The following is a 25,079-nucleotide window of genomic DNA, read 5'->3' on the forward strand; positions in this document are numbered from 1 at the left end:
GCTAAGGCCCCCAAATCGTGGCTAAGTGGGAAAGGATGTGGGGATTCCAAAACAACCAGGAGGTTGGCTTAGAAGCAGCCATCCTTTAAAGAAAGCGTAATAGCTCACTGGTCTAATAGAAACCCTGCGCCGAAAATGTAACGGGGCTCAAGCCACGTGCCGAAGCTGTGGGTGCATATCTATGATATGCGCGGTAGCGGAGCGTTCCGTAAGTCTGTGAAGGAGACGGGGTGACCCTCTCTGGAGATATCGGAAGTGCGAATGCTGACATGAGTAGCGACAAACAGTGCGAGAAACACTGTCGCCGAAAGTCCAAGGGTTCCTGCGCAAGGTTAATCCACGCAGGGTTAGTCGGCCCCTAAGGCGAGGGCGAAAGCCGTAGTCGATGGGAATCAGGTGAACACTCCTGAACCTGTCAGAAGTGACGAATGCAAGATGTTGTCAGTCCTTAATGGATTGGACTGGCTTTTTGCGCATTCCAGGAAATAGCTCTGGCGTATAGACCGTACCCGAAACCGACACAGGTGGACTGGTAGAGAATACCAAGGCGCTTGAGAGAACGATGCTGAAGGAACTAGGCAAATTACTCGTGTAACTTCGGGATAAGCGAGACCCGTTGGTGGGCAACCATTGGCGGGTGGCACAGACCAGGGGGTAGCGACTGTTTAGTAAAAACACAGGGCTCTGCGAAGTCGAAAGACGACGTATAGGGCCTGACGCCTGCCCGGTGCCGGAAGGTTAAGAGGAGGTGTGAGAGCACTGAATTGAAGCCCCGGTAAACGGCGGCCGTAACTATAACGGTCCTAAGGTAGCGAAATTCCTTGTCGGGTAAGTTCCGACCTGCACGAATGGCGTAACGACTTCCCCGCTGTCTCCAGCATCGGCTCAGCGAAATTGAATTCCCCGTGAAGATGCGGGGTATCCGCGGTCAGACGGAAAGACCCTATGAACCTTTACTGCAGCTTTACAGTGGCATCAGAGACATTCTGTGTAGGATAGGTGGGAGGCTTTGAAGCGGGGGCGCCAGTTCCCGTGGAGCCATCCTTGAAATACCACCCTGAATTTTTCTGATGTCTAACCGCGGTCAGTTAGCCTGATCCGGGACCCTGTATGGTGGGCAGTTTGACTGGGGCGGTCGCCTCCCAAAGTGTAACGGAGGCGCGCGATGGTGGGCTCAGGCCGGTCGGAAACCGGCTGTTGAGTGCAATGGCATAAGCCCGCCTGACTGCGAGAGTGACAGCTCGAGCAGAGACGAAAGTCGGCCATAGTGATCCGGTGGTCCCGCGTGGAAGGGCCATCGCTCAACGGATAAAAGGTACTCTAGGGATAACAGGCTGATCTCCCCCAAGAGTCCACATCGACGGGGAGGTTTGGCACCTCGATGTCGGCTCATCACATCCTGGGGCTGGAGCAGGTCCCAAGGGTTCGGCTGTTCGCCGATTAAAGTGGTACGTGAGCTGGGTTTAGAACGTCGTGAGACAGTTCGGTCCCTATCTGCCGTGGATGTTGGAGACTTGAGAGGATTTGTCCCTAGTACGAGAGGACCGGGATGAACACACCTCTGGTGCACCGGTTGTCGCGCCAGCGGCACCGCCGGGTAGCTAAGTGTGGACGGGATAACCGCTGAAAGCATCTAAGCGGGAAACCCACCTCAAAACTAGGTCTCCCCAAGGGCCGTGATAGACCATCACGTCAATAGGCCAGGTGTGGAAGCGCAGTAATGCGTGTAGCTAACTGGTCCTAATCGCCCAATAGGCTCACTCTCTTACCGTTCCCTTAAAAGAACGGCCCGTGCACAGAAATCATCCATGCAAAACGTCATACTTCATCATACCCAACCGTCCACACCACCCCAACTCAAGGGTGATTTGGATGACCTGGTGGCCATGGCGGGGAGTGATCCACCCGATCCCATCCCGAACTCGGCCGTGAAAACCCCCAGCGCCTATGATACTGCGGCTTAAGTCGTGGGAAAGTCGGTCGCCGCCAGGTCTTCCAAATCACCCTAAAATCACCACAAACGCGGGGTGGAGCAGCCCGGTAGCTCGTCAGGCTCATAACCTGAAGGCCGCAGGTTCAAATCCTGCCCCCGCAACCAGCCGAAATAATCAATATCATACACTCAGCCGCCCCTAGGGCGGCCTTTCTGCGTTCCAGATGCACGCGCTGAGGCACGTTGAAGCGCTCAGTTTTTGCTTCGCTCCAAGGCCTCAGCAAGCTCAAGGGCATTCTGGGTGCCAGCACCAAAAATCGTATTGTCGTAAATCATCCAGACCTCCCTGCCCAGTGCGGTAAGGGATAGGCCAAACTTGGCGTTCCTACAAAATTTGTCCATTTTGAAGAGTGAAAATTACCAGCTTCTGCTGCCGAACTCTCAAAATGAGGGCATGTCTTATTAAAAGAACTCCATTGGTTTTTATGTTTCTGATTTGTAAGAAATGTGAAAAAAACGCGATAATTGTGAAAAATTGAAAATCTAGACTGTAAAACTATTGGTGTTTTGGTGTGTATCATTGGAAAAGTGGATTAGAGCGAAAAACATAATCAAGGCGTTCATTTGATGTTTATGCGGGCGGTTAGTCTGGTTCATCGCTGGGTCGGGGCAGTGGTGGGGATAGTGCTTGTTCTTTTAGGGCTTTCCGGAGCATTTCTGGTTCATAAGGATGCATGGACAATCGTATCGCATAAGCATGATGCGGTTGTGCAAAGTGGTCAGCAAGTTGGGGACCTTGTTGAGCATTTCATGAAAGCCGAAGGCAAGCATCCGCAGATGGTCGTCTTTGCCTCTCCTTCTTTGGGAGTGGACCGGTTGGCTTATGCCGGTGGTGGGGGCGCCTATACAGATCAGGCAGGTCATGTTCTGGCGTCATGGGCAAGCGACTGGTCTCGTCCAGAATTATGGCTCGTGAGTTTGCATCGCTATCTGTTCATGCGTCCGCAAGGCGAGACGTATGTCGGGATAGCCGGTTTTATTGGCATTCTCATGGTGGTAACGGGCAGCATCTTGTGGTGGCGGACCCGTCAGACATTTGAATTCCGGCTATGGCCCAAGCGTATGAGTCGTCCGGCCATCATACGGCACCATCGTGATCTTGGAGTAATCATCGCGCCTTTGTTGTTTCTCTCTTTTATCACTGGCGCTTTGATGGTGTTCCGGCCTCTTAGCAATGTAGCATTCGGACCGGGGACGACCGCAGCACTTGCTCATGGCCTCAAGCCGCCCGCGTACCCTTCCGTCAAGCTTGGTAAGGATCTGGATTGGGTAACAATGATGGAAACAGCACGGCAGCAGTTTCCTCAGGCAGAGTTCAGAAGTCTGGCGTTACCGAGAAAAGAGAGTGGTCTGATCACCTTACGCATGCGTCAACCGGCAGAGTGGCTGCCAAACGGGCGCACCATGCTCTGGTTTGCCGCAGATACTGGCCGTTTGGTGGAAGCGCGAGATGCCATGGATATGTCTGTGCAAGCGCGGCTGTTCAATGATATTTTCCCGGTTCATGCTGCCAAGATTGGTGGTCTTTTTTATAGAATAATCATGACACTTTCTGGTCTTGGTCTCGCTATTCTAGGCGTATTCGCCATAGCGACCTTCTGGGGAAGTGGAAACAAGAAAGCGCCTAAAAAACAGAAAAAAGCCTGATAAAATATAGGTTTACGAAATTTGATACGGATAGGGTTTTTAAAGGGTATTTTTAAATATCGTGTCTTTCGGACTATGGTTACAGCAAGAAAATGGCGTTTTTGCCATATTATCTGAAACTTATGCCTCTGCACGGTGTTTAAAGAAGAGGACACAGGAGCTTTTAGAAAAAGCTCCCTCCCTCAAGAAAAATAAAAAATGCGTAGGAGGAAGACATGACAGGCCTTCTCCATTTTTTCCAGCATCACGCTTGGAAAAATTATGTGGAAACACACTCTGATCTGGTGTCAGGGTGGGAAGATATCGATCCTCCAGCATCCCCGCGCGGTAAAAAAGAAGGCGGCTTGAAAACAGTCTCTTCTTCTCTCTTTGGGACAGCGTGCCTGACGCAGGCACGTAATCTGAAAGAGGGCTGACAAGGATTGCGAAGGGAAGGGATAGCGTAAGGCGGCTTGTGTGCCGTATGCTCACAGCATGACACATCAGGTTGCTGAAACGCTTCCCCGCTGCAAGTGGGCTCAGACAAATCCGTTATTACGGACCTATCATGATGAAGAATGGGGGGCTCCGGTCAAGGATAGTCGCGCGCTATGGGAAATGCTTATGCTTGAAGGGTTTCAGGCCGGGCTTTCATGGCTGACAGTCTTGCGGCGGCGAGAGGGCTTTCGTAAGGCTTTTGCGGAATTTGACCCTGAACAGGTGGCTCTGTTTGATAGCCACGATGTAGAGCGCCTGATGGCGGATGCCGGTATTATTCGCGCGCGCGCCAAGATTGAAGCTACGATTGGCAATGCGCGGGCGTATCTGGCCATGCAGGCACGTGGTGAGGATTTTGCCTCCTTCACATGGGGAATGGTGCCTGATGCTCCCATACGAAACACCACCGGCCAGGTGCTGACCCAGTCTCCTCACTCGGTCGCTCTTTCAAAGGCCTTGAAAGAGCGGGGTTTCAAGTTTGTGGGGCCTGTTATTGTTTATGCCTGGATGCAGGCTGTCGGCATGGTCGATGACCACGACCCAACGTGCTTCCGGTACAAACACTGTGAAGCAGGGTGATCAGGCGGCGCTAAGATCCTTTGTCCATGGCATTGGCACAAAATCGGGTAATGCTTCGATTCTTTTCAACCATGCCTCAATATGGGGATAGTTTTCCAAAGAAATTCCACCTTCTGGCGCACGGGCCGTGTAAGCGTAACACGCAAGATCAGCCAGTGTGGGGTAAGATGTGGCAAGAAATGCCTGTTTCTCCAAATGCGTATTCATGATCGCAAATAAGGAGTGAGCCCGTTCTTTTGCATCAGCGGGTTCATTTTTCTTATTGAACAGGCTGACCATGCGGGCCGCAGCCGGGCCTTGGCGAAGTTCGCCTGCGGCAATGGAAAGCCACCGCTGCACATGCGCGGCGTCAACAGGGTCTTGTGGCAGAAGCGGAGAGTTGACTCCATATCTCTTGATCAGATAAATCATGATAGCATTGCTATCTGCCAAAATAATATCATCATCTTTTAGAACAGGAACCTGCCCCAACGGGTTCATGCGTAACAGTTCAGGTGTGCGGCCTGTTACTGTTTCAAACTGGTATGTCAGCTTCAGCATGGAAAGCAGCAGGCGGACGCGATGCACATGGCCGGAAAGTGGCGTGCCATATAAAACGATCATTGGGTTGGGTCTCCGTTGGGGTGTTGCGATTATTCCTGTGTTTTGGGATTTTGACGAGTGACACTTCCGGAACGGTCTTCGTTTGAAGGATGAAACACTAACACGGATCGGTTAGAGGCACGGCTGTTGTTTCTGAAAAGACGCGACACAGGTTGTACCGTTTCTTTCGCATCGGGCCAACGTCTCTTTGCTTTAGATGCCAGACTTTGCCAAAGGAAAGACGTTTTAGGGGTTATAAAAAACCTATATTTCTTAAACAGTTATGGAATATCGTCTGACATCTTTGGCTGCTGATTGGCGAACCTTGAAAAGCGCGTGGTAAAATGACACGAGGCTTTGAACGGATGTTTGTCAAAGCACGGAATAAGGGTGAGCTTCTCTTATGTGACGTATCACTCAGGTGCGGCTGTCTGGATGGAGCCTGTGGCAAAGGCCAGGCTGGATGCAGCAATCAGGGAAGCGTAATAGGCGTCTGATTTGCCAAGCTGAGCACTCAGTAGGCCGCTTTGGGCCATGGTGGCTTGTGTGATGGACCCAACACCGTTGCGGTATGCGGCAAAAGCGGCATCAAATGCGGTCTGGGATGCTGTCTGGAGTTTGGTGGCAGCTGTGTAGGCGCTCAGACTGGCATGCACGCCGTTTTCAGCCACAATGATCTGTTTAACCGATTCATCAACAGTTTTGCGTAAAAGAGCCTGCGCACTATCCGCCTGATTTTTTACCTGCTTCAGAACCGCAGCCCGCATACCTCCATCAAACACAGGGACGGTAATACCGCCAAGAATAAGGCTGCTGAAATTGTTGGTGGACAGATTCAGGGTGGGGGAGGAATCAGATCCAACGCCGGGCACGGAAGAAAGAGCCAGTCTGCCTGTTGTGTATGCAACATTGCCGGAGACAAAAACCTTTGGCAAAAATTCAGCCTTTGCTGCGGCTATCCGATTTTGTGAGGCTTTGGCAGATGCATAGGCCGCCAGCACATCTGGCCTTTGGGCCACGGCCTGACGCACCATGTCTTCTGTCAGCCGCGCGTCTGCCATTGTTAGCGGACGGTTGGAAATATCACTGGTTTGCAGGCGGGTGTTTGGGGAAATCCCCATGGCGGTCATAAGCTCCAGATAGGTATTTTCCGCCGCATTCTGGGCTTGTACCAACTGAAGTTCAGCCTGGGCGGTCATCTGTCGGGCCTGTGTGACGTCAACAATGGTACCTTGCCCCTGCTTCAGGCGCATTTCGGCAGCGGCTTCTACAGCGTGGGCGTTGTTTACAGCCTGCTGCACAAGCCCCACGCGCGCGGCGGCTGCGGCATGCGTGTAAAACGCCAGAGTGACTTCATAAATTACTTTCTGATGCGCGGCTGTGAAGAGAATGTTGTTGGCAAGCTGTGCCTGCTTGGCGGCATTGATAATGGCTTCCCGCTTTCCAAAATCAAACAGTAGCCATTCCATACTTAGGGTCTGAACCTCGCCAGAACCGGAATTCCGGTTCCTGACGCCATCTGTCAAACCTTCCGCCTGATTGATAAGGGCATTGGCATCAGCGCCAATCTGCCCCGCATTGCTCAGGCTTGGATTGCCACCATTGTTATGCTGGTGCGTATAACCGCCGACAACCGTGGCACTCAGGTGGGGCAGATAAGCGGTGCGCGTAATGCCCACGGCCAGTGCAGCGTCCCGAGCCGTGTTCCATGCAATACGGGTCGTAGGGTTGCTCGACTGCGCAATGTCGAGCAGTTCTGCCAGAGAATAGGGATGGGAACTGCTGATCTCGGCGTCCGGCGCGCGGGGGCTTATGGTCTGATTGGCTGGCAGCGTGAAACCTGCGGGAAGGTTCAACCCACGGCCTGCCCGGTTTTTGCCGGGCAGCAGTTCACCTTTTTCTGAAACATTGGGCTGCCATGGGGTGTCTGGCCGTTCAGGAGCAGTTTCAAGGGCCTCAGTGGCGCAGCCACACAGAAGAAGGAGGGTGATAGTTCCACAGAGCGGGACACAGAATCTGGAAAAATGCATCATTTCAGCAGTCCCTGCTCAAGCCGAGTAACCTGATGAGCGGTATCGGAGTGGAGGGCTGGGATCAAGGCGTCTTCTGCCAGTACGGCTGCATCCTGTGTCATGGAGTGGTAGGATTGCAGATGGGGCATGTCCGCCCGCATATGGTCCGCTCTGCGGTGCCAAGGGCGGCCTGAGCGGCTGCGGCATGCACAAGTTGCTCTGCTGGAGTGGTGGCGGAACAGAGAGCATGAAGAGCGTGCAAAACGGTCTTCAACGTATCCTTGATTTTATCGTAGGCGCTGGTGGGCCAGATGCTGGTGAAAACCGCATAGGTCAGGAAATTGCCAAGAAGAATCCCGATAATACGGTCTCGGGCCGTGGTCATATCCGTGGTGGGGCCGTATCCTTTCAGATCAGAGAGGAAAAAAGCCAGCCCTATTTGCAATCCGGCATATGCAATGCGTTCATCACCCGTTTTGATCCAGCAGGCCAGAAGCGAGCCAACGGCCATCATGGCCAGAAAAGCCGCGCTGTTTTGCAAATGAGGCATCAGGACAATAAGAGAGCCAATCCCCATGGCTCCCCCCACCAGTGCGCCTGAAATACGGAGCGTGAGTTTGGAGATCATTTCTCCCATTGTGGGGAGCGCCACAATGAAACAGGTGATGACGCAGGTATGGATGCCTGGCCACGCCAGAACCTTGAACAGGAAATAGCAGAGCATGACGGCAGCGGTGCCCTTTACGGCAAAGCGCACATGTTCTGGGTTGGTAAAGGCATCAGGGAAGAAAAAACCGGATGGCCCGCTTTCGTCTTTCTCAGCCGCTTGCGGTTTGTTTGACTGAGGCGGTGTTGTGAACGTTGAAAGCAGGGAAGCAAGGGAGTGCACAGCCGGAGAGGCGCCGAACACAACGGGCATGGTGATATCTGTAGGATAATCACCTTTTTCAAAAATGGCTGCCATCTCAGAAAGGGTTTGAATAAGGGAAGGTTGAGGCTGTAGGGGAGTGGTTTCACGGCTTGCGGCATGGGCCAGAGCCAGTGTGGCAACGCTGCTGTAAAGTGCGTGATGCAGGCATTGCAGATCCTGCGTGCGCCAGAGTTTTTCCAGCTTAGCCATTTTGAGGGATTTCAGCATGGTGCCTGCTCCCTCCCGCAGCATGGCGGTGGCCTGTTCCTGCGCAAGGGCATCGGGATACTGGAGCAGGTGGGCGCTCAGGCGCAACCGTGCGGCAATGGCTTGGGTCAACAGGGTTTTGGGGGAGGGGCAGATGAGCGCCCCCAACACAACCATCACCCCACCCGGAATGAGAATGAACAGGTCAGCATAGAGCAGGGCACGGGTGGCCAACTCACCAATCGGTGCCTGATCTATGGCGATCAGGGCGTAAACAACAATCAGCGCCAGCATGTAGGCGACAGGTTTCAGCTTGCTGGCTGACCCAAGGAAAAAGAAACCGAGGGAGAGCAGGGCTGTGGCGGCAACCAGATTCAAGGGATGGTCCAGTGTGAGATGCACCAGTCCGAACATTAGAAAAATCACAACCGCGAACAGAAGATTAACAGCAATTCCCGCCACCACATTCGTGACGCGGTCTTTCTGCCAGAGCGCCAGGGTGACAAACGCCGGGAGTGCGCTTTCCGGAACCTGCCAGATCTCGCATATCAGAATGACAACGGTGCAGGCGCACGTCATGCGCAGGCTGTAGCCCAGCCGGCCGGGAGCGGGGTCACACACCAGCCGCCAGAACCGGGCCAGTGTCAGATGCAGGGTGTCAGGGACAGGCAGCGCCATGGCGGATCTCGACTGTGGCCGTGGCTCCCAGACGGAGCAGGCGGGGGTCTGCCGCTTCCAGCTTGATTCTGACCGGGAAACGCTGCGCCACATGCACCCAATCCATCTGGCGGGGCACCAAAGGCAGGGTAGCCCCAATTCCTGCGGAATCGGCAGAGAGCACGCCCCAGCCAATACTTTCCACATGGCCACGCAAGGCTGTGTGTTTGTCGATCATGGAATACACGGTGGCGCATGCCCCCGGCTGCACGGCCTTAAGCGCAATTTCGCGGATATTGGCGGTGGCGTACCAGGCATCGTTGGCAATCAGCGTGAACAGCACCTGAGACGGAGCAAGGATCTCCCCCGCTTTGACCCGCAGGCTGGTTACGTAACCATCTGTGGGTGCAATGACTGTGGTTTGCCGTAAGGCGTAGCGGGCCTGATCCAATGCAGCCTGTGCTGCCTGCTGGGCGGCAATGGAGCTTTTCAGGTCTCCAATGGCAATCTGCGCTGCCTGTTCCTGCTGCTGGCTTTGAGAAAGGGAGACGGACGCGTTGTTCAGCGCAACCCGCGCCTGATCATATTCCTGCCAGGGAATGTAGGATTTTCCGGCAAGCGGCTTGAGCCGCTCCACCGTGCGGGCTGCCAGATCATGATTGGTCTGAGCGCGTTCTGTCTGGCTTCTGGCCACGGCGGCGTTGGCTGTTTTTACGGCCACAAGCCGTTGCTGGTTTTCCACCTCGGCCGAGGCCAGTGCCAGATTGGCTTCCCCCTGCCGTACCGCCAGTTCATAGGGTTCAGGGTCAAGCCTGTAGAGCACATCCCCCTTTTTTACGGCCTGATTGACATGCACCCGCAAATCAACCAGCCGCCCCCCGACGGTGGAGGCCATGTGAACCAGTTCGGCATCCAGTTCCGCACTGTCGGAAGAGGGATAGGCGCTATCCTGCCGAGCCACATAAACAGCCAAAGCAAGAGCGCCGGCAAGACAGATGCCAGCAATGACAATACCAACAGGCCGGGTTGGAGAAAGAGAGACTTTTTTCATGGGCTATGGCCCGAACGCTATCAGCCAGACCAGCAAGGCGGCAATAATGCCCAAAGAGACATAAGTAAAAAGGCGCAGGCTCAGGACAGAATCGATTCCGCTGATCAGAAACAGCACACGCAGCCCAACAGCCACCGCTACGCCAATCATGCCGCAGAGCATCCAATCTGGAAAATAAGCGCCGAAAATGGAAAAGGTGGGCGCGCTCTGCGCGGCACAGCCACTTAGCAAAGGCGTGGCGCAGAAGCCGATATGGCGGGCGGAGGGGCGCAACATCCTGCCAAATTGGTCTGAATGAGTCTGGCCTGTCAACATCACCTGTTGTGCGGCTTCGGTTCCGCTGAGTAACGGCGGTGTTCCACTTCTTTCGTCAGATAAGACGTGCAGGATGTTCTGCCGGGCTTGGCTGAGAGGGGGCCTCTTTATCCGGCTGGCTGCGCGGTTATGATGCAAGGCCGTGTTACGGCATGCGGAAAAGCCGCCTGAGGGGTGGTTCTGCTTTGTATGGGAGAGAAGGAACAAGAATGACGCAGTCTGTGACCCTATATGGCATCAAAAGCTGTGACACCATGCGCAAGGCCCGTGCGTGGCTGGATGAGCACGGTATTGCGTACGTCTTCCATGATTATAAAAGTCAGGGAATTGACGCGGTTCATCTGCGGAAATGGATCAAACAGGTTGGATGGGAAAAGCTGCTGAACAAGGCAGGCACAACGTTCAGAAAGCTGCCGGAAGCCGACACAACCAATCTGACGGAGGAGCGGGCCGTGGCCCTAATGGTGGCTCAGCCATCCATGATCAAACGCCCCGTGCTTGCGGCAGGGGATGCTCTGGAAGTGGGTTTCAAGCCAGACGCCTACGAGAATTTCTTCTCAAAGGCATGAGGACAACTGGCCGGACATGCAGCCTCCCACGGATAGGGAGGCTGCAGAAGACGGCTTATTCCTGATCAGGAGCAGCAGCAGAGTTGAGCTGAATGTAACGCTCAACGCCAATCTGCTTGATGAGGTCGAACTGGCGATCAAGGAAGTCTTCGTGTTCTTCTTCATTTTCAAGGATCTTCAGCAGAAGGTCACGGGAGACGAAGTCACGCACGCTTTCACAATAGGCAATGCCTTCCCGCAGGTCGGCCATGGCCTTTTCTTCCAGCTTCAGATCGCATTCCAGAATTTCTTTTACATCCTGACCAATCAGGATGGTGTTCAGACGCTGCACGTTGGGCAGGCCACCCAGATACAGAATGCGTTCGATCAGCCAGTCAGCATGACGCATTTCTTCAATGGATTCTTCATATTCCTTTTTGCCCAGAAGGGTTACGCCCCAGTGGCGCAGGGTGCGGGCATGCAGGAAGTACTGGTTGATGGCCGTCAGCTCGTTTGTCAGCTGCGTGTTCAGGTGTTCAATAACTTTTGGGTCTTTAACCATGATCTGTCTCTTTGCTGGTGTGGGAGGAAATACAGTTTGCTGTCTAGCTGAGTGCAAAACAGGATGCAAATAAAAAAGTGGTTATATATCAATATTTTATGGGAACTAATTCTTACTATCAACATCGCGTTGCGCCCGTTTTTCGAGTGATTATTAACTGCGCTGTCAACGGTTCTTGCAATGCGTTTGCATCTGATCTCGTAAACACTTGATCATCTTGAGCTTTGTGAGGCGGCGGCTTACAAAAACCGGGTGGCGTCTGTTGGATGTCAGGCGGGGAAACCCGGTTTTTTATTGTCGGACCAAAACATCATGATGCTGCATATTCCCGATGTTCTTACCCCTGAAGAACTGGCGCGTTGTCGCTCCGTTCTGGAAAAGGCGGACTGGCAGGACGGAAAAGCAACCGCTGGGCAGCAATCGGCCAAGGCCAAACATAACCTGCAACTGCCACTGAACCATCCGCAGCATCGTGAACTGGCAGAACTGGTGTTGCGCGCACTTGGGCGGAATCGTGTCTTTAATAGTGCGGTGGTGCCGTTTCGCGTCGTGCCGCCCCTTTTCAACCGATATGATGCAGGCATGGAGTTCGGCGCGCATGTGGATAACGCCGTGCGGCCTATCCCAGATTCCGGCGGCATGCGCGTGCGGACAGATGTGTCCTGCACACTCTTTCTCAGCCACCCGGAAGATTATGATGGGGGAGAACTCTGCATTTATGATGAAGCCGGGGTGCAGGAAATCAAGCTGCCCGCAGGGGATATGATTGTTTACGATACCACTGTGTTGCATAGCGTTGCTCCGGTAACACGTGGCAGCCGGTGGGCCTCATTTTTCTGGACCCAGTCCATGGTGCGGGAGGAGAGCCGCCGGCGCGTGCTGTATGATCTGGATCAGGCCGTCATGGATCTACGGACCCGGCTCTCTGATCATGATCCTGCGGTGCTGCAACTGGTCAATTGCTATCACAACCTGATGCGCCAGTGGTGTGATCTCTGATTCACCCTAAAGACCGCTTGAAAAACCTGTCAGGCTGGCGTGGTGGGTCTTTTAGGCTGAATGCTCTTGCTGGTGCCAGCATATCGCCTTCTGTGCCTCGTTTTACATATTTACTTTTTCAGACTCGGAAATTCTTCGCTTCGTCCTTCACGTCAGGTTTTTAACCTTCGCTAACGGATCAGACAGGCTTGGTTGCTTGGTCTTCCGGTTGCGGGAGGGATTGAAGCCGTTCCTGCAAGGCTGCGTAGAGTTCAGGCGCTTTTTCTGGCCCCAGCCGGGTCAGGGAGCGGTTCATGGCCAGGAGAATATCGGAGGTGGCATCCGGCAGTGCCTGTGCCCACCAGTGCAGGGCTTCTTCCGTTTTGCCTACTTCCGCCAGCGCCGTGGCGTAATTGTGCTGGCCGCGATAATCCCCACCTTCCGCCGAGCGCTTGTACCATGCCAGTGCTGCTTGCCGGTCCTGTGGAATTTCCCAGCCTTCTTCCAGAAAACGGGCCAGAATATTCATGGATTTGGCGTGACCATTCTGCGCCGCTGTCTGAAAGAGATGAAGCGCACGCTTCAGGTTCTGCGGCATGCCTATGCCGCGCATGGTCAGAATGCCCAGATTATACCGGCCCCATTCATCCCCTAATGCAGCAGCGGCTTCATAATGTTGGGCTGCTTTTTGCAGGTTTTTTTCACATCCCCAGCCAAAATGGGCGCAGCGACCCAGCATGTTGTGGGCGGGGCCATACCCTGCGTTGGCGGCCATGGTGAACCATATCAGCGCCTGGTGCGGATCTCGGGGCACATAAATGCTGTCCAGCAGGGTTTGGCCCCACAGCACCTGTTCCAGATGATAGCCGCGTAAGGCTTTTTGCCGAATGGCCTCAATGGCATCTGGCAACGGGGGCGGCGGAAGGGGCTGAGCCTTTTCACGCTTTCCAAACAGTTTTCGGACCACGTTTTTCGCCACTGCGCCTTATCCCGTCTCATGTGCTTTATATGAGAAGGATTATTATTAACGAATGGTGATGGTCTCAGCAATCAGGCGTGGGCGGGCATCTGCCCCGCGTGGCATGTCAGCGCCAGAGAATGAAGCGCGTTCAGCCCTAACGGCCAGTGGTCCACGCCCGAGTTGTTTCCAATATGGCCGACATATCCGGCATCAAGCAGGGAAGCGCCCCACTTTTTTGCCAGATGATGCGCACGTGCCGGGGCCAGCCACGGATCATTCTGGCTGAAAATGACGGTGCTTGGAAACGGCAGGCGCTTATCTGGCAACGGCAGGAAGGACGCAAGGCGGGCGGCATCCGGCCCTGTGCTTTCTTCTCCATCTGCCGGAGCAACCAGAAGAGCGCCAGCCACGGCGGATGTGGGGTGGGTAGCCCCATGATGAACGCTCAGGATGGCCCCAAGACTGTGCCCAATCAACAATACGGGACGACGGCTTGCCTGAAGAGTCTGTTCCAGTCTGGTTTGCCAGTCTGTGCGTGTGGGGTGGGACCAGTCATCCTGCTCTACACGTTTTATGGAAAGGCCATGCCCCCGGAACACATCTTCCCAGATGGACTGCCAGTGGTCGTCATCGGACCCAAACAGGCCGGGTACTATCAGCAGATCAAAAGGAGAAAGGGCGCGTATCAGCGCGGGCGAGAGCCGTGGGGTTGTCGCCAGAAAATCTGGAGTCTGGGAATGAACAGTGGAATGACGCAGAGATGTTGGCATCAGACAGAACTCCTCTTCCCTATGGTCAGACCCGGGGGCTGGGTTTGGATCACCATAAGACACGATATTTTTTGGTGATACATTATAAAAACGAAAAATATAAGTTAAAAATTGCATTGGAAGAGGATTTTGGTAGAAATCCACCCCACGCGGACGAGAAATTTAGTCTCGTTTTTCTTGAGTTGGAAAGATTATCGCATTGAAAACAAACGATAAAATAATTCAACGGCGCATCTGGCTTGCGTGAAATTTAAACACGAAATGGAATCGTTTTTAAATATTGACAGCCCCGCTTTAACCGCTCATTGTGGCGTGGTTCCGGCAGCAGGGCCGGACGCTAATGAAAGGAGCGCTTTCATGGTGGAGATCAAGATGCGTGCCAATCGATGTTGCCAATACCGAATGTGGTGTTGTGGCGCATCTGAGCATGCGTTCTAAAAATTGCCGGTAGTGAGACTGCCGGCGGATACGGCTTTTTATAAGCCTTGTGTTCGAGGGTAAGTCATTATGTTGGACTCAAAGATTATTGAAATAGACGGAATTTTTCTGGGCACGGCCATTCAGGTCAAAGGGCTTGGCGGGCGGCGTTTCTACGCAGCGCATGAAAGCGTGCGCGCCCTGCATAATGCGGTAAAGCCCGATCTTGCCGTTATGGCGCAGCTTGTGGCCTCGCAGTTTCGCAAAAGCCGCATTGAGCATCTGGCGGCCTGATATCCGAGATGTCAGATTGCTTATGTGAAGGAGAAGCTGCGGTCTTGCTGGGCCGCAGTTTTTTTATGGGTCGCATTCCTGCCGGGGCAGGAGCAACGCTTTAGCGGCTGGTTGAAACACCTGTTCTCGGTTCGGCGCTTATGGTGTTTGAACGCGGCGGTTTTCCCTTCAGCGAGACCGCTTGTCGTCACAGCCACGGGGCTGTTTTCAAAAGCTCCCGCACCAGTTATTTATTCTGATCACTGGCGCATTTTTTAGAATATTTCCAGATCCAGACACCGAAGCTGTTCAAGAATAGCGTCCAGCGTCATGTTGTTCTCAGGCGTTCCTTCTTGTGATGATGTGGAAAGCTCCTTGTCCAATCGGGCGTAAAGGTCTGCCCTTTGAAGGGCAGTGGCGGACGGCGGAGTGGTTTGTTCCAGCCACCATACGCTGGCGGCTCCGGCCATTTTGCGGAGCAGAAACAGAATTTCTCCACTCCTGTTCAGGTATTCTGCCCGACGTAGACCTTCCACGCGCGCCTGCTGATACTGAATTTCCGCTTGGGTGCTGGTGGTTCCTGCTTTTCTGCGGGCGTGTTCAATGGTGCTCCAGTCCACCGGCTGGGGATTGGTGGCCAGAGCCGCATACTGCATGTTGGCTTTAAAAGCGGCCGTAATCAGCGTTGCCAGGGGCGGGCTACGCCGTTCTGGCCACAGGAGCAGGCAGGCGGCCAAGCCAACCAGACTGCCAATAATGTTATTGATGGAACGGGCCAGGGCCACATCCCAACCCAAAGCAGGGCTGACAAGATCAGTCACCAGAACAAAAAGCTGCGTCATGAACATCACGCAAAGGGTGTAGTTCACGCTGCGCAGGGCAATTGTGGCGGCTGCCAGCGGAAACACCAGCAACAGAATGCCCCACATGGGGAGCAATACGCCCATAATGGCGGCTAGAAGCCCCCCGGCAATGCTGCCCGCCACGCGTTCAATGGTACGCGGCAGAGTGGTGTTAACCTGCGGCTGTGTCACCACCACGACCGCCATCATGGCCCAGTAAGCGTAAGACAGATCCAGTTTCAGAGAGATAGCGTAGGCCACCATAACCGCAACGGAAAGGCGTGCGGCATGGCGCAGAAACAGGCGGTTTGGCGGCGCAGGGCGTACGGGTGCGCTTGCCGCGACAGGACGGGCTTGCTGAGGGGCCGCAGTTGGCGTCTGCCATGCTGCCTGAAGATCAGAAAGGGCGTTGGCACATAAACGTGCTCCTTTGGCAAAAAGATCGTCCTCCCGTTCTCCCACCAGTTTCAGAAAACGGATTTGTCTTTGCAGGGCTTCCGGGCGTGGTTTGGTGGAAAGAATTTCCCTGCCAACGCGTTGCAAGGTGGTCGCCAGCAGGCGGATGGTGCGGCGCGCCAGAGGTGTAGGGGCGGGTGAGCCAGAGAGCATGGCGTGTTCAAATGCCATAACCGCAATAAAAATACGGTCGGCGGCTTCTACTGCTGGCAAAAGGGTTTTGCGGGTGCGGCTGGTTAGTGTGCTGGCGGAGAGCACTTCTATTTTGGCGCGTGTCTGTTCAATACGGCTGCGAATATCCCGGCGGTAAGCGCTGATGGCATTCTGGTGCATCAGGCTTTCCGGCTCGGCGGGCTGTGCAAATTCAAGCAGGCGGCGGGTCATCCGTGCCTGTTCCCGAAAAATGGCGGCGCAGGCCTGACGCTGCGGTGCATAGGGGTCTACCGGCCATGCCAGCATGCAGATACAGGTTGCCCATGCAGCCCCCAGAATGAACAAACCGGAAAGATGCAAAGCCCCAATAGGGGTTTGCGGGTAACAGACAGCCACAACCCCGACAATGGCGGCGAGGACACTGATCTGCGTAGCGATGGCTCCCTTCATGCGGGCCAGCCCACACAGGAAGGAACACAGACCAACGCCAATAAAGGCAGGGAGAGTGCCATATCCTGCAGCAGCCGAGATCACCCCGGTTATGACCGTACCCGCCGCCGCGAAGGTAAGCATGGTTTTAAGGCGTGGGCGTAGAAGCCCACCGGGATCAACCAGGCACGTCCAGAACGCGGCAAAAGCAGACCACGCCATGAGCGGCATACCCAGATGCAGTGCCAGAATCATCACGGTGCCAACGGCCACGCCTGCTCGTAACCCTTCCCGTATGGCAATCTGTTCCGGTGCAATGGCAATGGCGCGTACACCAAGCCAATGCGCCAATGCAGATGGCATGATACTGCCGGAAATTGCATGCAGTACAGGGTGTTTACGGGACAGAGCAAAAGACAGATTTTTTTTCATCGGCGGGGGCAGTCAATTCTGGGGCAAAAGGGGGCAGTGTCGTCTGGAGTGAAGAATGGAATGTGAAGAGGATATAAAAAGCAGGTCAGTTTATGTGTATTGAATGAACAGAACGGTGATCCGTTCTGGAGAGCATTGCACAGCTAACAGGGGGTGTGCATTCAAATCCTGCGCACAACCTGAGGCAGAATAATGGTGCTGCAAGAAGCAGGCCGTGAATGACATAAGCTGTGGGGGCTCATCAAAGGAACGATAAAGTGAATGGGCTGGCCGTTCTGTCATGCCTGCCCGGACAATGCAACGAGTTTTGTTGTAACAAGGAGGGCTCGGGCTAAAAGAGCTGTGTGCTGCGGATATTTGAGGAGTTGCAGGCAAGGGTGGGGTTACGGCTTTTGTTGATACCACGCTTAAGAGAACGGCATGTGTGGTAGAGGGAGCCCCATCGGCAGGATGGAGCTTTCCTGTAAAGGTAGAGCGGCACACCTTGAGAGTATGCCACCTGAAAAGACTCTCAGCCCCTGCTTGTTCTCAAGGTTATTTTGCTTTGGGGTGAGCGTCTGCGCTTGATCGGAGTGGGCCAGAAAGGCTGTTTGAAAGGTCACTCAGGTCATGCGCGAGCTCTGGCGTGCGGAGTGTGTTGGATGTTCGTGAGGATGGCTTCGCGTCGTGCGAGCTACCTTTCAGCTTTAAAGACCTCTCATTGGCTCCCAATCGCGGACTGTTCAAACAGGCTTTCAGCAAAAAAGGGGGCAGGATGGCTTATTCATGCACCCCTTGGTGTAACGGCTCTGCGTTCAGAAATTGATAAGGGCGGTGACTTTGAAGGTTCTGCCTGGCTGCGTGTAGTATGTTTTGGGCAGGGAAGAGCTGTCAGGAATATCCAATGCATTATAATAGGTTTTGTTAAAAACGTTATACATGCCTGCCTGCAGGCGCAGATTTTTTGCAAAAGAGGGGGAATACCACCCGGTCAGATCAAAAATGACATAGCCGGGCGTTTTGTTCTTGTTGGATGTAGGGTCCTGCACTTTGTCACGCGCAGCAGCAAAGGTGCTGGACAGGCTGGCCCCCCAATTGGTCTGTTTGTAGCCAAACCCGATAATTCCACGGAACGGCGCAACAGAGTTCAGGTGCACTTTTTCATCGGTGTCCCGACCATCGGCATAGGAGAGGGATGTCCAGGCCTGCCAATGGGTGTCAAACGTCCAGTTCGCGCTGGCTTCCACGCCGTAAATCCGCACATGCTGGCGGTTGACGTATTCAAAAACACCCATGGGGTAATAGCCCCCAATACCAGCCGCAGCGGCGGTGGTGGTGATGTTATCAATAAAGTTGTGATAATAATTGTCATAGAAGGAAATGGTCGCGCCTCTTTCAGAATTTCCGTAGCGTGCGCCCACTTCCCATCCCCGGCTGGTTTCAGGTTTGAGGTTGGGGTTGCCAATATTCACGTAACTGCCGTTTCCGCCGTAGGTCAGATACAGCTCTGTTGCGGAGGGCGCACGAAAGGCCTCCGAATACTGCCCGTAAAGTGTCAGGTTCCGCAAGACACGCGCTTCTGCCAGAACTTTTGGCGAGAAATGAGAGCCGCTGGAGCGATTGGGTTCACCCATATAGGCAGCATTGGATGTGTAGGAGGCTGTTGCCTGAGGGTTGCGTTCATACCAGTCAAAGCGGAAGCCGGGGGTAAGATGGAACCATTCATTCCGGCCAATGCCCATGCGGTCCTGCACAATGGCGCCAAGATCATTCCCATGAACGCGGGGCATATCAGACTGGTTAACGTGGAGAAAACTACAGGAATAAATAGAGGCAGTGCAATTGTCTTTCCCTGCCGCATATTGGCTGGTGTCCGTCATATAAGCCTCCCCGCCAAACGTGATGGCGTGATGGATCGGACCAGTGAACAGATTGGCGGTCGCTGAACCGGTTACGCCATATGATTGTACAGAAAGGTTTGAGTCACGATCATATTCCCCTACCGGGGCGCTCAGCCGGTTGGAGGTCGTGTTCGTAATCATGTTCATCTGCTGCCAATAGGCCAGAAAATGGCCTTCGCTGAACAGAGCAGTGGGGCTGGTGGCCTTATAATCATAATTGGCGGACACGCGGGATCGTTTGTTCTCTTCCCGTGTGCGATAGCGGCTGTAAGTGGAACCGACACTGGTGAGGGTATTTTCATCAGAATTACGATCAAACCACTCGCCGGTCAGCCCCACGCGGTGGCCGCCTTCAAAATAATGGCGGATCTTGCCTAGGAAGTTTCCTTGATCATAAGATTGCGGGTTCTTTTTGGACCGGGTGATGCCTGTGCCACTTGTTTTGCCCATGTTCCAGATTTCACTACCATTCTGGTATCCGCCCTGAACCAGAAACACGGTGTTCTTGTACCGGCCCGCCAGCGCCTGATTCAGGTAGGCGCTCTCGCTGGAGCCATCATATGTCAGTTTGGACAGGCCGCCAAAATTCTTGCCATTTTTAAGAATATCTTCCGGGTCCAGTGTGCGGAGGGCGACAACACCCCCCAGGGAGCCTGTGCCGAAGAAACTGGAATCAGCACTTTTGACAATATCCATCGCCCCAAGTGAGTTGAAGTCAAACGCGGCAACACCGCCTTCCACGCCGCGTGCGCCATCATTGGCCCATACGGTTCTGACACCATCAATGGTGGTCAGCAGTCGGTTCTGATCCAGCCCGCGCATGTTGATACTGAAATTGCTGGCATTGTAATTGACGGCAGCGTCTACGCGGCGTGCATAGTCTGACAAATTATCTACCATACGTTGCTGGAACGTTTTCATGGTTGTGGTCGTTGTTAGTACACGGGGTTTGCCAACGGCGCTGTAATCGGCATCGGGATCAATTTTCATTGAGTCGATAATGTCGGCTTTGCCATGCACCCGCACCGGCCGCAGCGTTACGGTGCTTTTCTGTGCGGTTGCCTTGACGGGGGTTTGTGCCGGTGCGGTCTGTTTTTCCTCTGCCTGACGCGCAGGAGGAGGAGAAATCTCAGCCGCATGAGCGTCCACGGCGGAGATGGAAAGGAAAGTCGAAGCCATCAGAAGAGGAGGCCAGAATGCTCCTGGTGCGCGATTGGTCATGAGAGACTCCGAGAATAAGAATTATTCGCGTTTAATACGAGGCGCGAGAAATCTCTGTCAATCTAGTTGCATATGATTATCATTTGCGATATAGAATCGGGTAGGCGCCGGACACAGTGCGGGTATGGGGGGCATATGTTCACAGGTCCGGCGCCACACCTTCATAATAAAAAGACCGTAGGGGGCCGCACATGACGTTGCATTCACAAACTGGCCTGACCAGCGTGCTGAGGCAGTACACCCACGCAGCGCATGAGCGGCTTGATCACCGCATGACGGGTCTTGACCTGTTCTCAAGCCATGAGCGCTATACGGTCTTTCTGGTCGTGCAATACCTTTTCCATCGGGATGTGTCAGATCTTTATGCCAGAGCGGATGTTGCTGCACTGGTGCCAGATATGGACAGCAGAAACCGCCTTGAGCTTGTAGAGCGGGATATGCAGGATCTGTGTGTGCCTTACCCAATGGTGAGAAGAAACCCGCGCGTGGCTGGAAGTGTCTCAGCCGCTATCGGGTGGCTCTATGTTGCGGAAGGGTCAAAGCTGGGGGCGAATATTCTGGCAAAGCGTGCACAGGATATGGGGCTTACCGAAAGTTTTGGCGCCCGACACCTTGCGCCGGATGCGCAGGGCCGGGCGTATGGGTGGCAGAGTTTCAAGGCCGCCGTTGATCACGCCCCATTGGATACCTCGATCTGCATAAGCCATGCGGAAGCTGCGTTTGAACGGGTGACGCAGTATCTGGATAGATGCGAACCCTACCTGCAGGCGGCGTGAGTTTATGGTTTTGAACGTGCCTTATAAAAGAACATCTTTCTCTAAAATGAGAAAGGTCACGTGCTACTCTGTCTCTCGCCGCATGATGATGGTGGGGATGGGGGCGGGGCTGGCTGCTGCTTTTGGCGGAGCGGCAGCCAGCGCACAATCATCTGATGCACAGCCACCAAAAGAAGTAACAGACTACCGGGGCAGACATGTTGCTCTGGGCACAGCACGGCGTATTGCCTGTATTGGCGGTGCGATTACGGAAACACTTTATGCCTTGGGTGTGCAGGACCGTATTGTGGCGGTGGATACCACCAGCACATGGCCGGTGGACGCTTTAAAAAACAAGAAATCCCTTGGCTATATGAGAAGCATTTCAGCCGAAGGGGTCCTATCCGTTCAGCCGGACCTTATATTGAGCCTGAATGATGCCGGGCCACCAACCGCGCTTGAACAGCTTATGGCGTCATCCGTGCCCGTGATTATGGTGGATTCAACCCCTACTCCAGAAACAATTCTGAGCAGAACACGTTTTCTGGCAAATGTGGTGGCCTGTCAAAAGCAGGGGGAAACCCTGTGCCAGCGTATAACCCAGGGTTTTGATGCTTTGGCGCAATGGCGTGCAACCTTGCCTACACCACCCCTTAAAGCCATTTTTGTTATGAGCATGCAAAATGGACGCCCCATGGTGGCCGGGGCCGGAACTGCGGCTGACAGCATGATAAAGCTGACTGGGTCCGTAAATGCCGCAGGCACCATGCATGGTTATAAAATGCTGAATGATGAAGCACTTATTCCCATGGCTCCTCAGGTTGTGTTGCTGATGGAGCAGAGTGCAGCACGGATACAGTCTGAATTAATGGGGACGGCGGCCTTCATGCAGACCCCGGCAGGCCAGAGCAAAGGGTTTGTGCCCATGGAAGGTGGTCACATGCTGGGATTTGGTCCTGACACACCGCATGTTGCGCTGGAGCTGGCCCAGAAAATCAACGTATTTCGTAAGCCTGCCTAAAGCTTTTTCAGAATGAATAAAAAAATCCTGTTTCTTGTTATTGTTTTTATATGTCTGATTCTTTCCATTTTATTTTCTCTTAATATTGGCGCAACTCATATTAACTTATGGGTGCTTGTATCCTCCAGCGCGCATCAGGCTCTCAACCGGGAGGTTGTGCTCTCTATCCGGGCTCCGCGTGTTGTAATGGGTGCCTTGGCCGGGGCGGCTCTGGGCGGCGCGGGGGCCATCATGCAGGGCTTATTCCGTAATCCTTTGGCAGATCCCAGCCTTATTGGCGTTTCATCTGGTGCTGGTCTGATCACATCTTTTTTGATTGTATGTGGTATTCCGGATCTTTTTCCGCCCGCCTATGGGGCGTGGAGCCTGCCTCTGGGCGGCATGATCGGTGGGTTTGGCGCAACGGCGCTATTATATCTTTTTGCCAGACGGCAGGGAGAAACATCCATCAGTACTATTTTGTTGGCGGGTGTCGCTTTTTCTGCGTTTTGTGGTGCGCTGACAGGCATCCTTGTTTTTCGTGCAAATGATCAGGCCCTACGAGACATCACGTTCTGGACCATGGGGAGTCTGGTGGGTGTCAACTGGTTCCGTGTTCTGCTTGTTCTTCCATTTTTTGGCATTTCCCTGCTGTGCACGGCAGGGCTGGCGCAGCCCCTGAATGCCATGCTGCTTGGTGAGGCCGATGCCAGTTTAATGGGCTTTCCGGTAGAGCGAACCAAGCAGTTTGCCATGTTGGCATGTGCGGCCTCAGTCGGGGCGTCTGTCTCGTTGGTCGGTTCAATAGGATTTATTGGTGTGGTGGTGCCTCATCTTGTACGGTTGGTAACCGGGCCGGATTACAGGTGGGTGTTGCCAGGGAGTGTGATTATGGGGGCCATGCTTCTGGTTCTGTCAGATTCCCTTGCGCGTATTGTGGCCGCACCAGCGGAGGTTCCGGTCGGGATTATCACAGCCATATTGGGTGCGCCGGTTTTTGTCTGGCTGCTGGTGCGCACCCATAAAGGGAGCAGTGTATCATGAAGCTGCGTCTTGAAGACTGTCATGTTGTCCGACAGAATAAAACCCTTTTGAAATCACTCTATCTTTCAGTGCGGGCAGGAGAAGTTCTGGCGATTATCGGCCCTAACGGTGCAGGCAAAAGTACGCTGTTGCGCGTGATGAGCGGCTCCGTACAACCGACATGTGGCACAGTATGGCTGGACAACCGCAATATGGCTGAGTTCAGTGCGATAGAGCTTGCACGGCACCGTGCGCTTCTGGCGCAGGAATGTATCACCACAGCGCGCTTTTCTGTGCATGATCTGGTGGGTATGGGGCTAACCTATACCGGTAAACATCTCCTCAGAAAAAAGCAGAATCAGATTATAGCGTCAGTGCTTGATCGCGTAGGGTTGACTGGTTTTGCGACACGGGATGTTACAACGCTTTCTGGTGGAGAACGGCAAAGGGCGCATTTAGCTCGAGTGCTGGCGCAGTTGGAGGGCGGAATGGAAAGCCGGGGCGCAGGTGTTCTGTTGCTGGATGAACCTCTGGCTGCGCAGGATCTGGCTCACCAAAAACTGATCATGGAATGCGTGCTGGCTTATGCCAGGCAGGGTGGGGGTATTGTACTGGTGTTGCATGATCTCAATTGGGCGGCTGCCTGCGCAGATAATGTTGCAGTGCTTTCCCAGGGGGGCTTGCATGCGCAGGGTAAGCCCGTTGAAGTTCTGAACACACGCCTTCTGGCAGAAGTGTTTGGCGTGCAGTCACGCAATTATGTGACTCACGTTGGTACAGGTCGTCCGTTTATTATACCCCACGATCTGATGGAACAGTCATCTTCACGAATATGAAAAGGAAACCATATGTATATCGCCATGAATCGCTTCAAGGTTCATCCAGATCATGAAGAGGCTTTCAAAAAACGCTGGCTCGATCGTGAAGTTCTTCTGAAAACTGTGCATGGTTTTCAAAGTTTTCAGTTTCTTCAGGGGCCACGGTATGAGGAGTATGTCCTGTATGCGTCTCATACTGTCTGGGAATCTTACGAGGCCTTTATCGGATGGACAAAATCCGAACAGTTTCGGGCAGCTCATGCCAATGCGGGGGAAGGTAAACCCCTGACAGTGGGGCCGCCTGTTTTTGAAGGCTTCCAGGTTCTTCAGAATATTACGAACTGAACAACTGCGTTTTGCCTGCTGTGTGATTTTTGGAACATGCAGCAGGCTTCTTTTTGCTATCAGTCAGTTTTGAAAATATTCAAACAGAAAGAAGCTGTTTGAAACATATGCGTGGCTTTATTGGCATGAAGGGTCAGTGCATTCAGGCGAGAAAAGACGAGCCAGTCACAAGATAAAGTGATCAAAGATTTTTATCTGACAGGAAAATTTTGTTTCTAAAAGAGCCCCAATGATAGGGATTGCATTCCCTTGTATCACTTCGGATGAGAATGGCGATCAATGTGGCCGAGGTCACGTTCCGGTGCGATCACGTTGCGTACGCGTTGTTTCAGTTCCTTGACGTCAGGAAACCCTCCATCCTGTTTGCGTTCCCAGATAACGTGATCGCCCACGCGTATCTCGAACCGGCCCCCGGTATCGGGGATCAGAGCGACTTCTCCCAACTCCTGCCCAAATGTGGACAAAAGCTCCTGTGCCATCCAGCCAGCCCGTAACAGCCAGTTGCATTGTGTGCAGTAGCGAATGGAAACGCGCGGAGGAGAGGAAGAGACGGATGTCATGGGTATACCACTCAGTTTGCAGCCAGAAGGTGCTGGTAAACGCAGAATGGACTCATAGCATGAGGAGGAACACAGGATGAGAAAATTCTGGAAGTTGAATAACACGCAGGGCAAAGACAGGGACGTTTGTCAGATCGTGAAAAGAACCTGAAGCTCTAACGTGACGTCATGATGATACAAAAAGACGATGGCTTCTGGCACATCAGAGCCTATTAGCCACGCTTTT

General features: G+C 53.7%; 23 protein-coding genes, 1 tRNA gene and 2 rRNA genes (1 of these 26 cut by a window edge). 14 read left to right on the forward strand and 12 right to left on the reverse strand.

Annotation, left to right across the window (positions count from 1 at the left end; translation table 11 throughout):
- The 6 genes from ASN_RS08210 to ASN_RS08235 form a co-directional block, all read left to right on the forward strand.
- Positions 1-1,765: ribosomal RNA gene (locus ASN_RS08210) — 23S ribosomal RNA — on the forward strand (it extends 976 nt beyond the left edge of the window).
- Between the two features lie 111 nt (positions 1,766-1,876).
- Positions 1,877-1,992, forward strand: a 5S ribosomal RNA gene (gene rrf, locus ASN_RS08215).
- 29 nt (positions 1,993-2,021) lie between these two features.
- Positions 2,022-2,098 (forward strand) — tRNA-Met (locus tag ASN_RS08220).
- A gap of 468 nt (positions 2,099-2,566) precedes the next feature.
- Positions 2,567-3,640: a PepSY-associated TM helix domain-containing protein gene (locus ASN_RS08225; protein WP_058989235.1), complete on the forward strand. Its 1,074-nt coding sequence runs from the start codon at positions 2,567-2,569 to the stop codon at positions 3,638-3,640.
- A 215-nt stretch (positions 3,641-3,855) separates the two neighbouring features.
- Positions 3,856-4,056, forward strand: a complete 201-nt coding sequence (locus ASN_RS08230) for a hypothetical protein (RefSeq protein WP_058987870.1) — start codon at positions 3,856-3,858, stop codon at positions 4,054-4,056.
- A gap of 58 nt (positions 4,057-4,114) precedes the next feature.
- The gene (locus tag ASN_RS08235; protein ID WP_058987871.1) at positions 4,115-4,696 is read left to right on the forward strand and encodes a DNA-3-methyladenine glycosylase I; all 582 of its coding nucleotides are present in this window, start codon (positions 4,115-4,117) and stop codon (positions 4,694-4,696) included.
- On the opposite strand, the gene ASN_RS08240 is transcribed toward ASN_RS08235, so the two are convergent.
- From ASN_RS08240 to ASN_RS18680, 6 genes are all read right to left on the reverse strand, one after another.
- Positions 4,697-5,299: a glutathione S-transferase family protein gene (locus ASN_RS08240; protein WP_058987872.1), complete on the reverse strand. Its 603-nt coding sequence runs from the start codon at positions 5,297-5,299 to the stop codon at positions 4,697-4,699.
- Between the two features lie 392 nt (positions 5,300-5,691).
- Positions 5,692-7,311 carry a TolC family protein gene (locus tag ASN_RS08245; protein WP_058987873.1) on the reverse strand — a complete coding sequence of 540 codons (1,620 nt, stop codon included), beginning with the start codon at positions 7,309-7,311 and terminating at the stop codon, positions 5,692-5,694.
- Entirely contained in the window at positions 7,308-7,439 is a 132-nt protein-coding gene (locus ASN_RS20425) for a hypothetical protein (RefSeq protein WP_269148871.1), read from the reverse strand. The genes ASN_RS08245 and ASN_RS20425 overlap by 4 nt, the downstream gene beginning before the upstream one ends.
- Positions 7,409-9,085 carry an FUSC family protein gene (locus tag ASN_RS08250; RefSeq protein ID WP_082666625.1) on the reverse strand — a complete coding sequence of 559 codons (1,677 nt, stop codon included), beginning with the start codon at positions 9,083-9,085 and terminating at the stop codon, positions 7,409-7,411. The genes ASN_RS20425 and ASN_RS08250 overlap by 31 nt, the downstream gene beginning before the upstream one ends.
- Entirely contained in the window at positions 9,066-10,115 is a 1,050-nt protein-coding gene (mdtN, locus tag ASN_RS08255) for a multidrug transporter subunit MdtN (RefSeq protein ID WP_058987874.1), read from the reverse strand. The genes ASN_RS08250 and mdtN overlap by 20 nt, the downstream gene beginning before the upstream one ends.
- Positions 10,116-10,118: 3 nt before the next feature.
- Positions 10,119-10,430, reverse strand: a complete 312-nt coding sequence (locus tag ASN_RS18680) for a YtcA family lipoprotein (protein WP_081473570.1) — start codon at positions 10,428-10,430, stop codon at positions 10,119-10,121.
- Between the two features lie 209 nt (positions 10,431-10,639).
- Here ASN_RS18680 and ASN_RS08265 point away from each other — a divergent pair, with 209 nt between their 5' ends.
- A complete protein-coding gene (locus tag ASN_RS08265; RefSeq protein ID WP_058987876.1) occupies positions 10,640-10,999 on the forward strand; it encodes an ArsC family reductase in 360 nt (119 codons plus the stop codon).
- Between the two features lie 55 nt (positions 11,000-11,054).
- On the opposite strand, the gene bfr is transcribed toward ASN_RS08265, so the two are convergent.
- Positions 11,055-11,543, reverse strand: coding sequence for a bacterioferritin (bfr, locus tag ASN_RS08270; RefSeq protein WP_061470637.1), 489 nt, complete (start codon positions 11,541-11,543; stop codon positions 11,055-11,057).
- 309 nt (positions 11,544-11,852) lie between these two features.
- Here bfr and ASN_RS08275 point away from each other — a divergent pair, with 309 nt between their 5' ends.
- Positions 11,853-12,539: a Fe2+-dependent dioxygenase gene (locus ASN_RS08275; protein WP_058989236.1), complete on the forward strand. Its 687-nt coding sequence runs from the start codon at positions 11,853-11,855 to the stop codon at positions 12,537-12,539.
- 178 nt (positions 12,540-12,717) lie between these two features.
- Here ASN_RS08275 and ASN_RS08280 read toward each other — a convergent pair whose 3' ends face one another.
- Together ASN_RS08280 and ASN_RS08285 are read right to left on the reverse strand one after the other, a co-directional pair.
- A complete protein-coding gene (locus ASN_RS08280; RefSeq protein ID WP_058987877.1) occupies positions 12,718-13,497 on the reverse strand; it encodes a tetratricopeptide repeat protein in 780 nt (259 codons plus the stop codon).
- A gap of 71 nt (positions 13,498-13,568) precedes the next feature.
- The gene (locus ASN_RS08285; RefSeq protein WP_231948442.1) at positions 13,569-14,249 is read right to left on the reverse strand and encodes an RBBP9/YdeN family alpha/beta hydrolase; all 681 of its coding nucleotides are present in this window, start codon (positions 14,247-14,249) and stop codon (positions 13,569-13,571) included.
- A gap of 507 nt (positions 14,250-14,756) precedes the next feature.
- On the opposite strand from ASN_RS08285, the gene ASN_RS08290 reads away from it, so the two are divergent.
- Positions 14,757-14,960 (forward strand): hypothetical protein, encoded by a 204-nt coding sequence (locus ASN_RS08290; RefSeq protein WP_006558805.1) that lies wholly within the window; start codon positions 14,757-14,759, stop codon positions 14,958-14,960.
- 254 nt (positions 14,961-15,214) lie between these two features.
- Here ASN_RS08290 and ASN_RS08295 read toward each other — a convergent pair whose 3' ends face one another.
- Together ASN_RS08295 and ASN_RS08300 are read right to left on the reverse strand one after the other, a co-directional pair.
- Positions 15,215-17,251, reverse strand: coding sequence for an FUSC family protein (locus tag ASN_RS08295; protein ID WP_058987878.1), 2,037 nt, complete (start codon positions 17,249-17,251; stop codon positions 15,215-15,217).
- A 794-nt stretch (positions 17,252-18,045) separates the two neighbouring features.
- Positions 18,046-20,352 (reverse strand): TonB-dependent hemoglobin/transferrin/lactoferrin family receptor, encoded by a 2,307-nt coding sequence (locus tag ASN_RS08300; protein WP_231948443.1) that lies wholly within the window; start codon positions 20,350-20,352, stop codon positions 18,046-18,048.
- Between the two features lie 191 nt (positions 20,353-20,543).
- Between ASN_RS08300 and ASN_RS08305 the strand changes: the two genes are divergently transcribed.
- The 5 genes from ASN_RS08305 to ASN_RS08325 are packed head-to-tail and all read left to right on the forward strand — an operon-like array spanning position 20,544 to position 24,293.
- Positions 20,544-21,128, forward strand: a complete 585-nt coding sequence (locus ASN_RS08305) for a biliverdin-producing heme oxygenase (RefSeq protein ID WP_058987879.1) — start codon at positions 20,544-20,546, stop codon at positions 21,126-21,128.
- A 46-nt stretch (positions 21,129-21,174) separates the two neighbouring features.
- The gene (locus ASN_RS08310) at positions 21,175-22,128 is read left to right on the forward strand and encodes a heme/hemin ABC transporter substrate-binding protein (protein ID WP_231948445.1); all 954 of its coding nucleotides are present in this window, start codon (positions 21,175-21,177) and stop codon (positions 22,126-22,128) included.
- 12 nt (positions 22,129-22,140) lie between these two features.
- Complete coding sequence (locus tag ASN_RS08315) at positions 22,141-23,151, forward strand: FecCD family ABC transporter permease (RefSeq protein ID WP_058987881.1); 1,011 nt, start codon at positions 22,141-22,143, stop codon at positions 23,149-23,151.
- Positions 23,148-23,966 (forward strand): heme ABC transporter ATP-binding protein, encoded by an 819-nt coding sequence (locus ASN_RS08320; RefSeq protein WP_058987882.1) that lies wholly within the window; start codon positions 23,148-23,150, stop codon positions 23,964-23,966. Before ASN_RS08315 ends, ASN_RS08320 begins: the two co-directional genes overlap by 4 nt.
- 12 nt (positions 23,967-23,978) lie before the next feature.
- Entirely contained in the window at positions 23,979-24,293 is a 315-nt protein-coding gene (locus tag ASN_RS08325) for an antibiotic biosynthesis monooxygenase family protein (RefSeq protein WP_058987883.1), read from the forward strand.
- Between the two features lie 254 nt (positions 24,294-24,547).
- Here ASN_RS08325 and ASN_RS08330 read toward each other — a convergent pair whose 3' ends face one another.
- Positions 24,548-24,853 carry a SelT/SelW/SelH family protein gene (locus ASN_RS08330; protein WP_058987884.1) on the reverse strand — a complete coding sequence of 102 codons (306 nt, stop codon included), beginning with the start codon at positions 24,851-24,853 and terminating at the stop codon, positions 24,548-24,550.
- Positions 24,854-25,079: the final 226 nt, after the last annotated feature.

Origin of the sequence: Acetobacter senegalensis (genome assembly GCF_001499615.1) — a bacterium.
Lineage (GTDB): Bacteria > Pseudomonadota > Alphaproteobacteria > Acetobacterales > Acetobacteraceae > Acetobacter > Acetobacter senegalensis.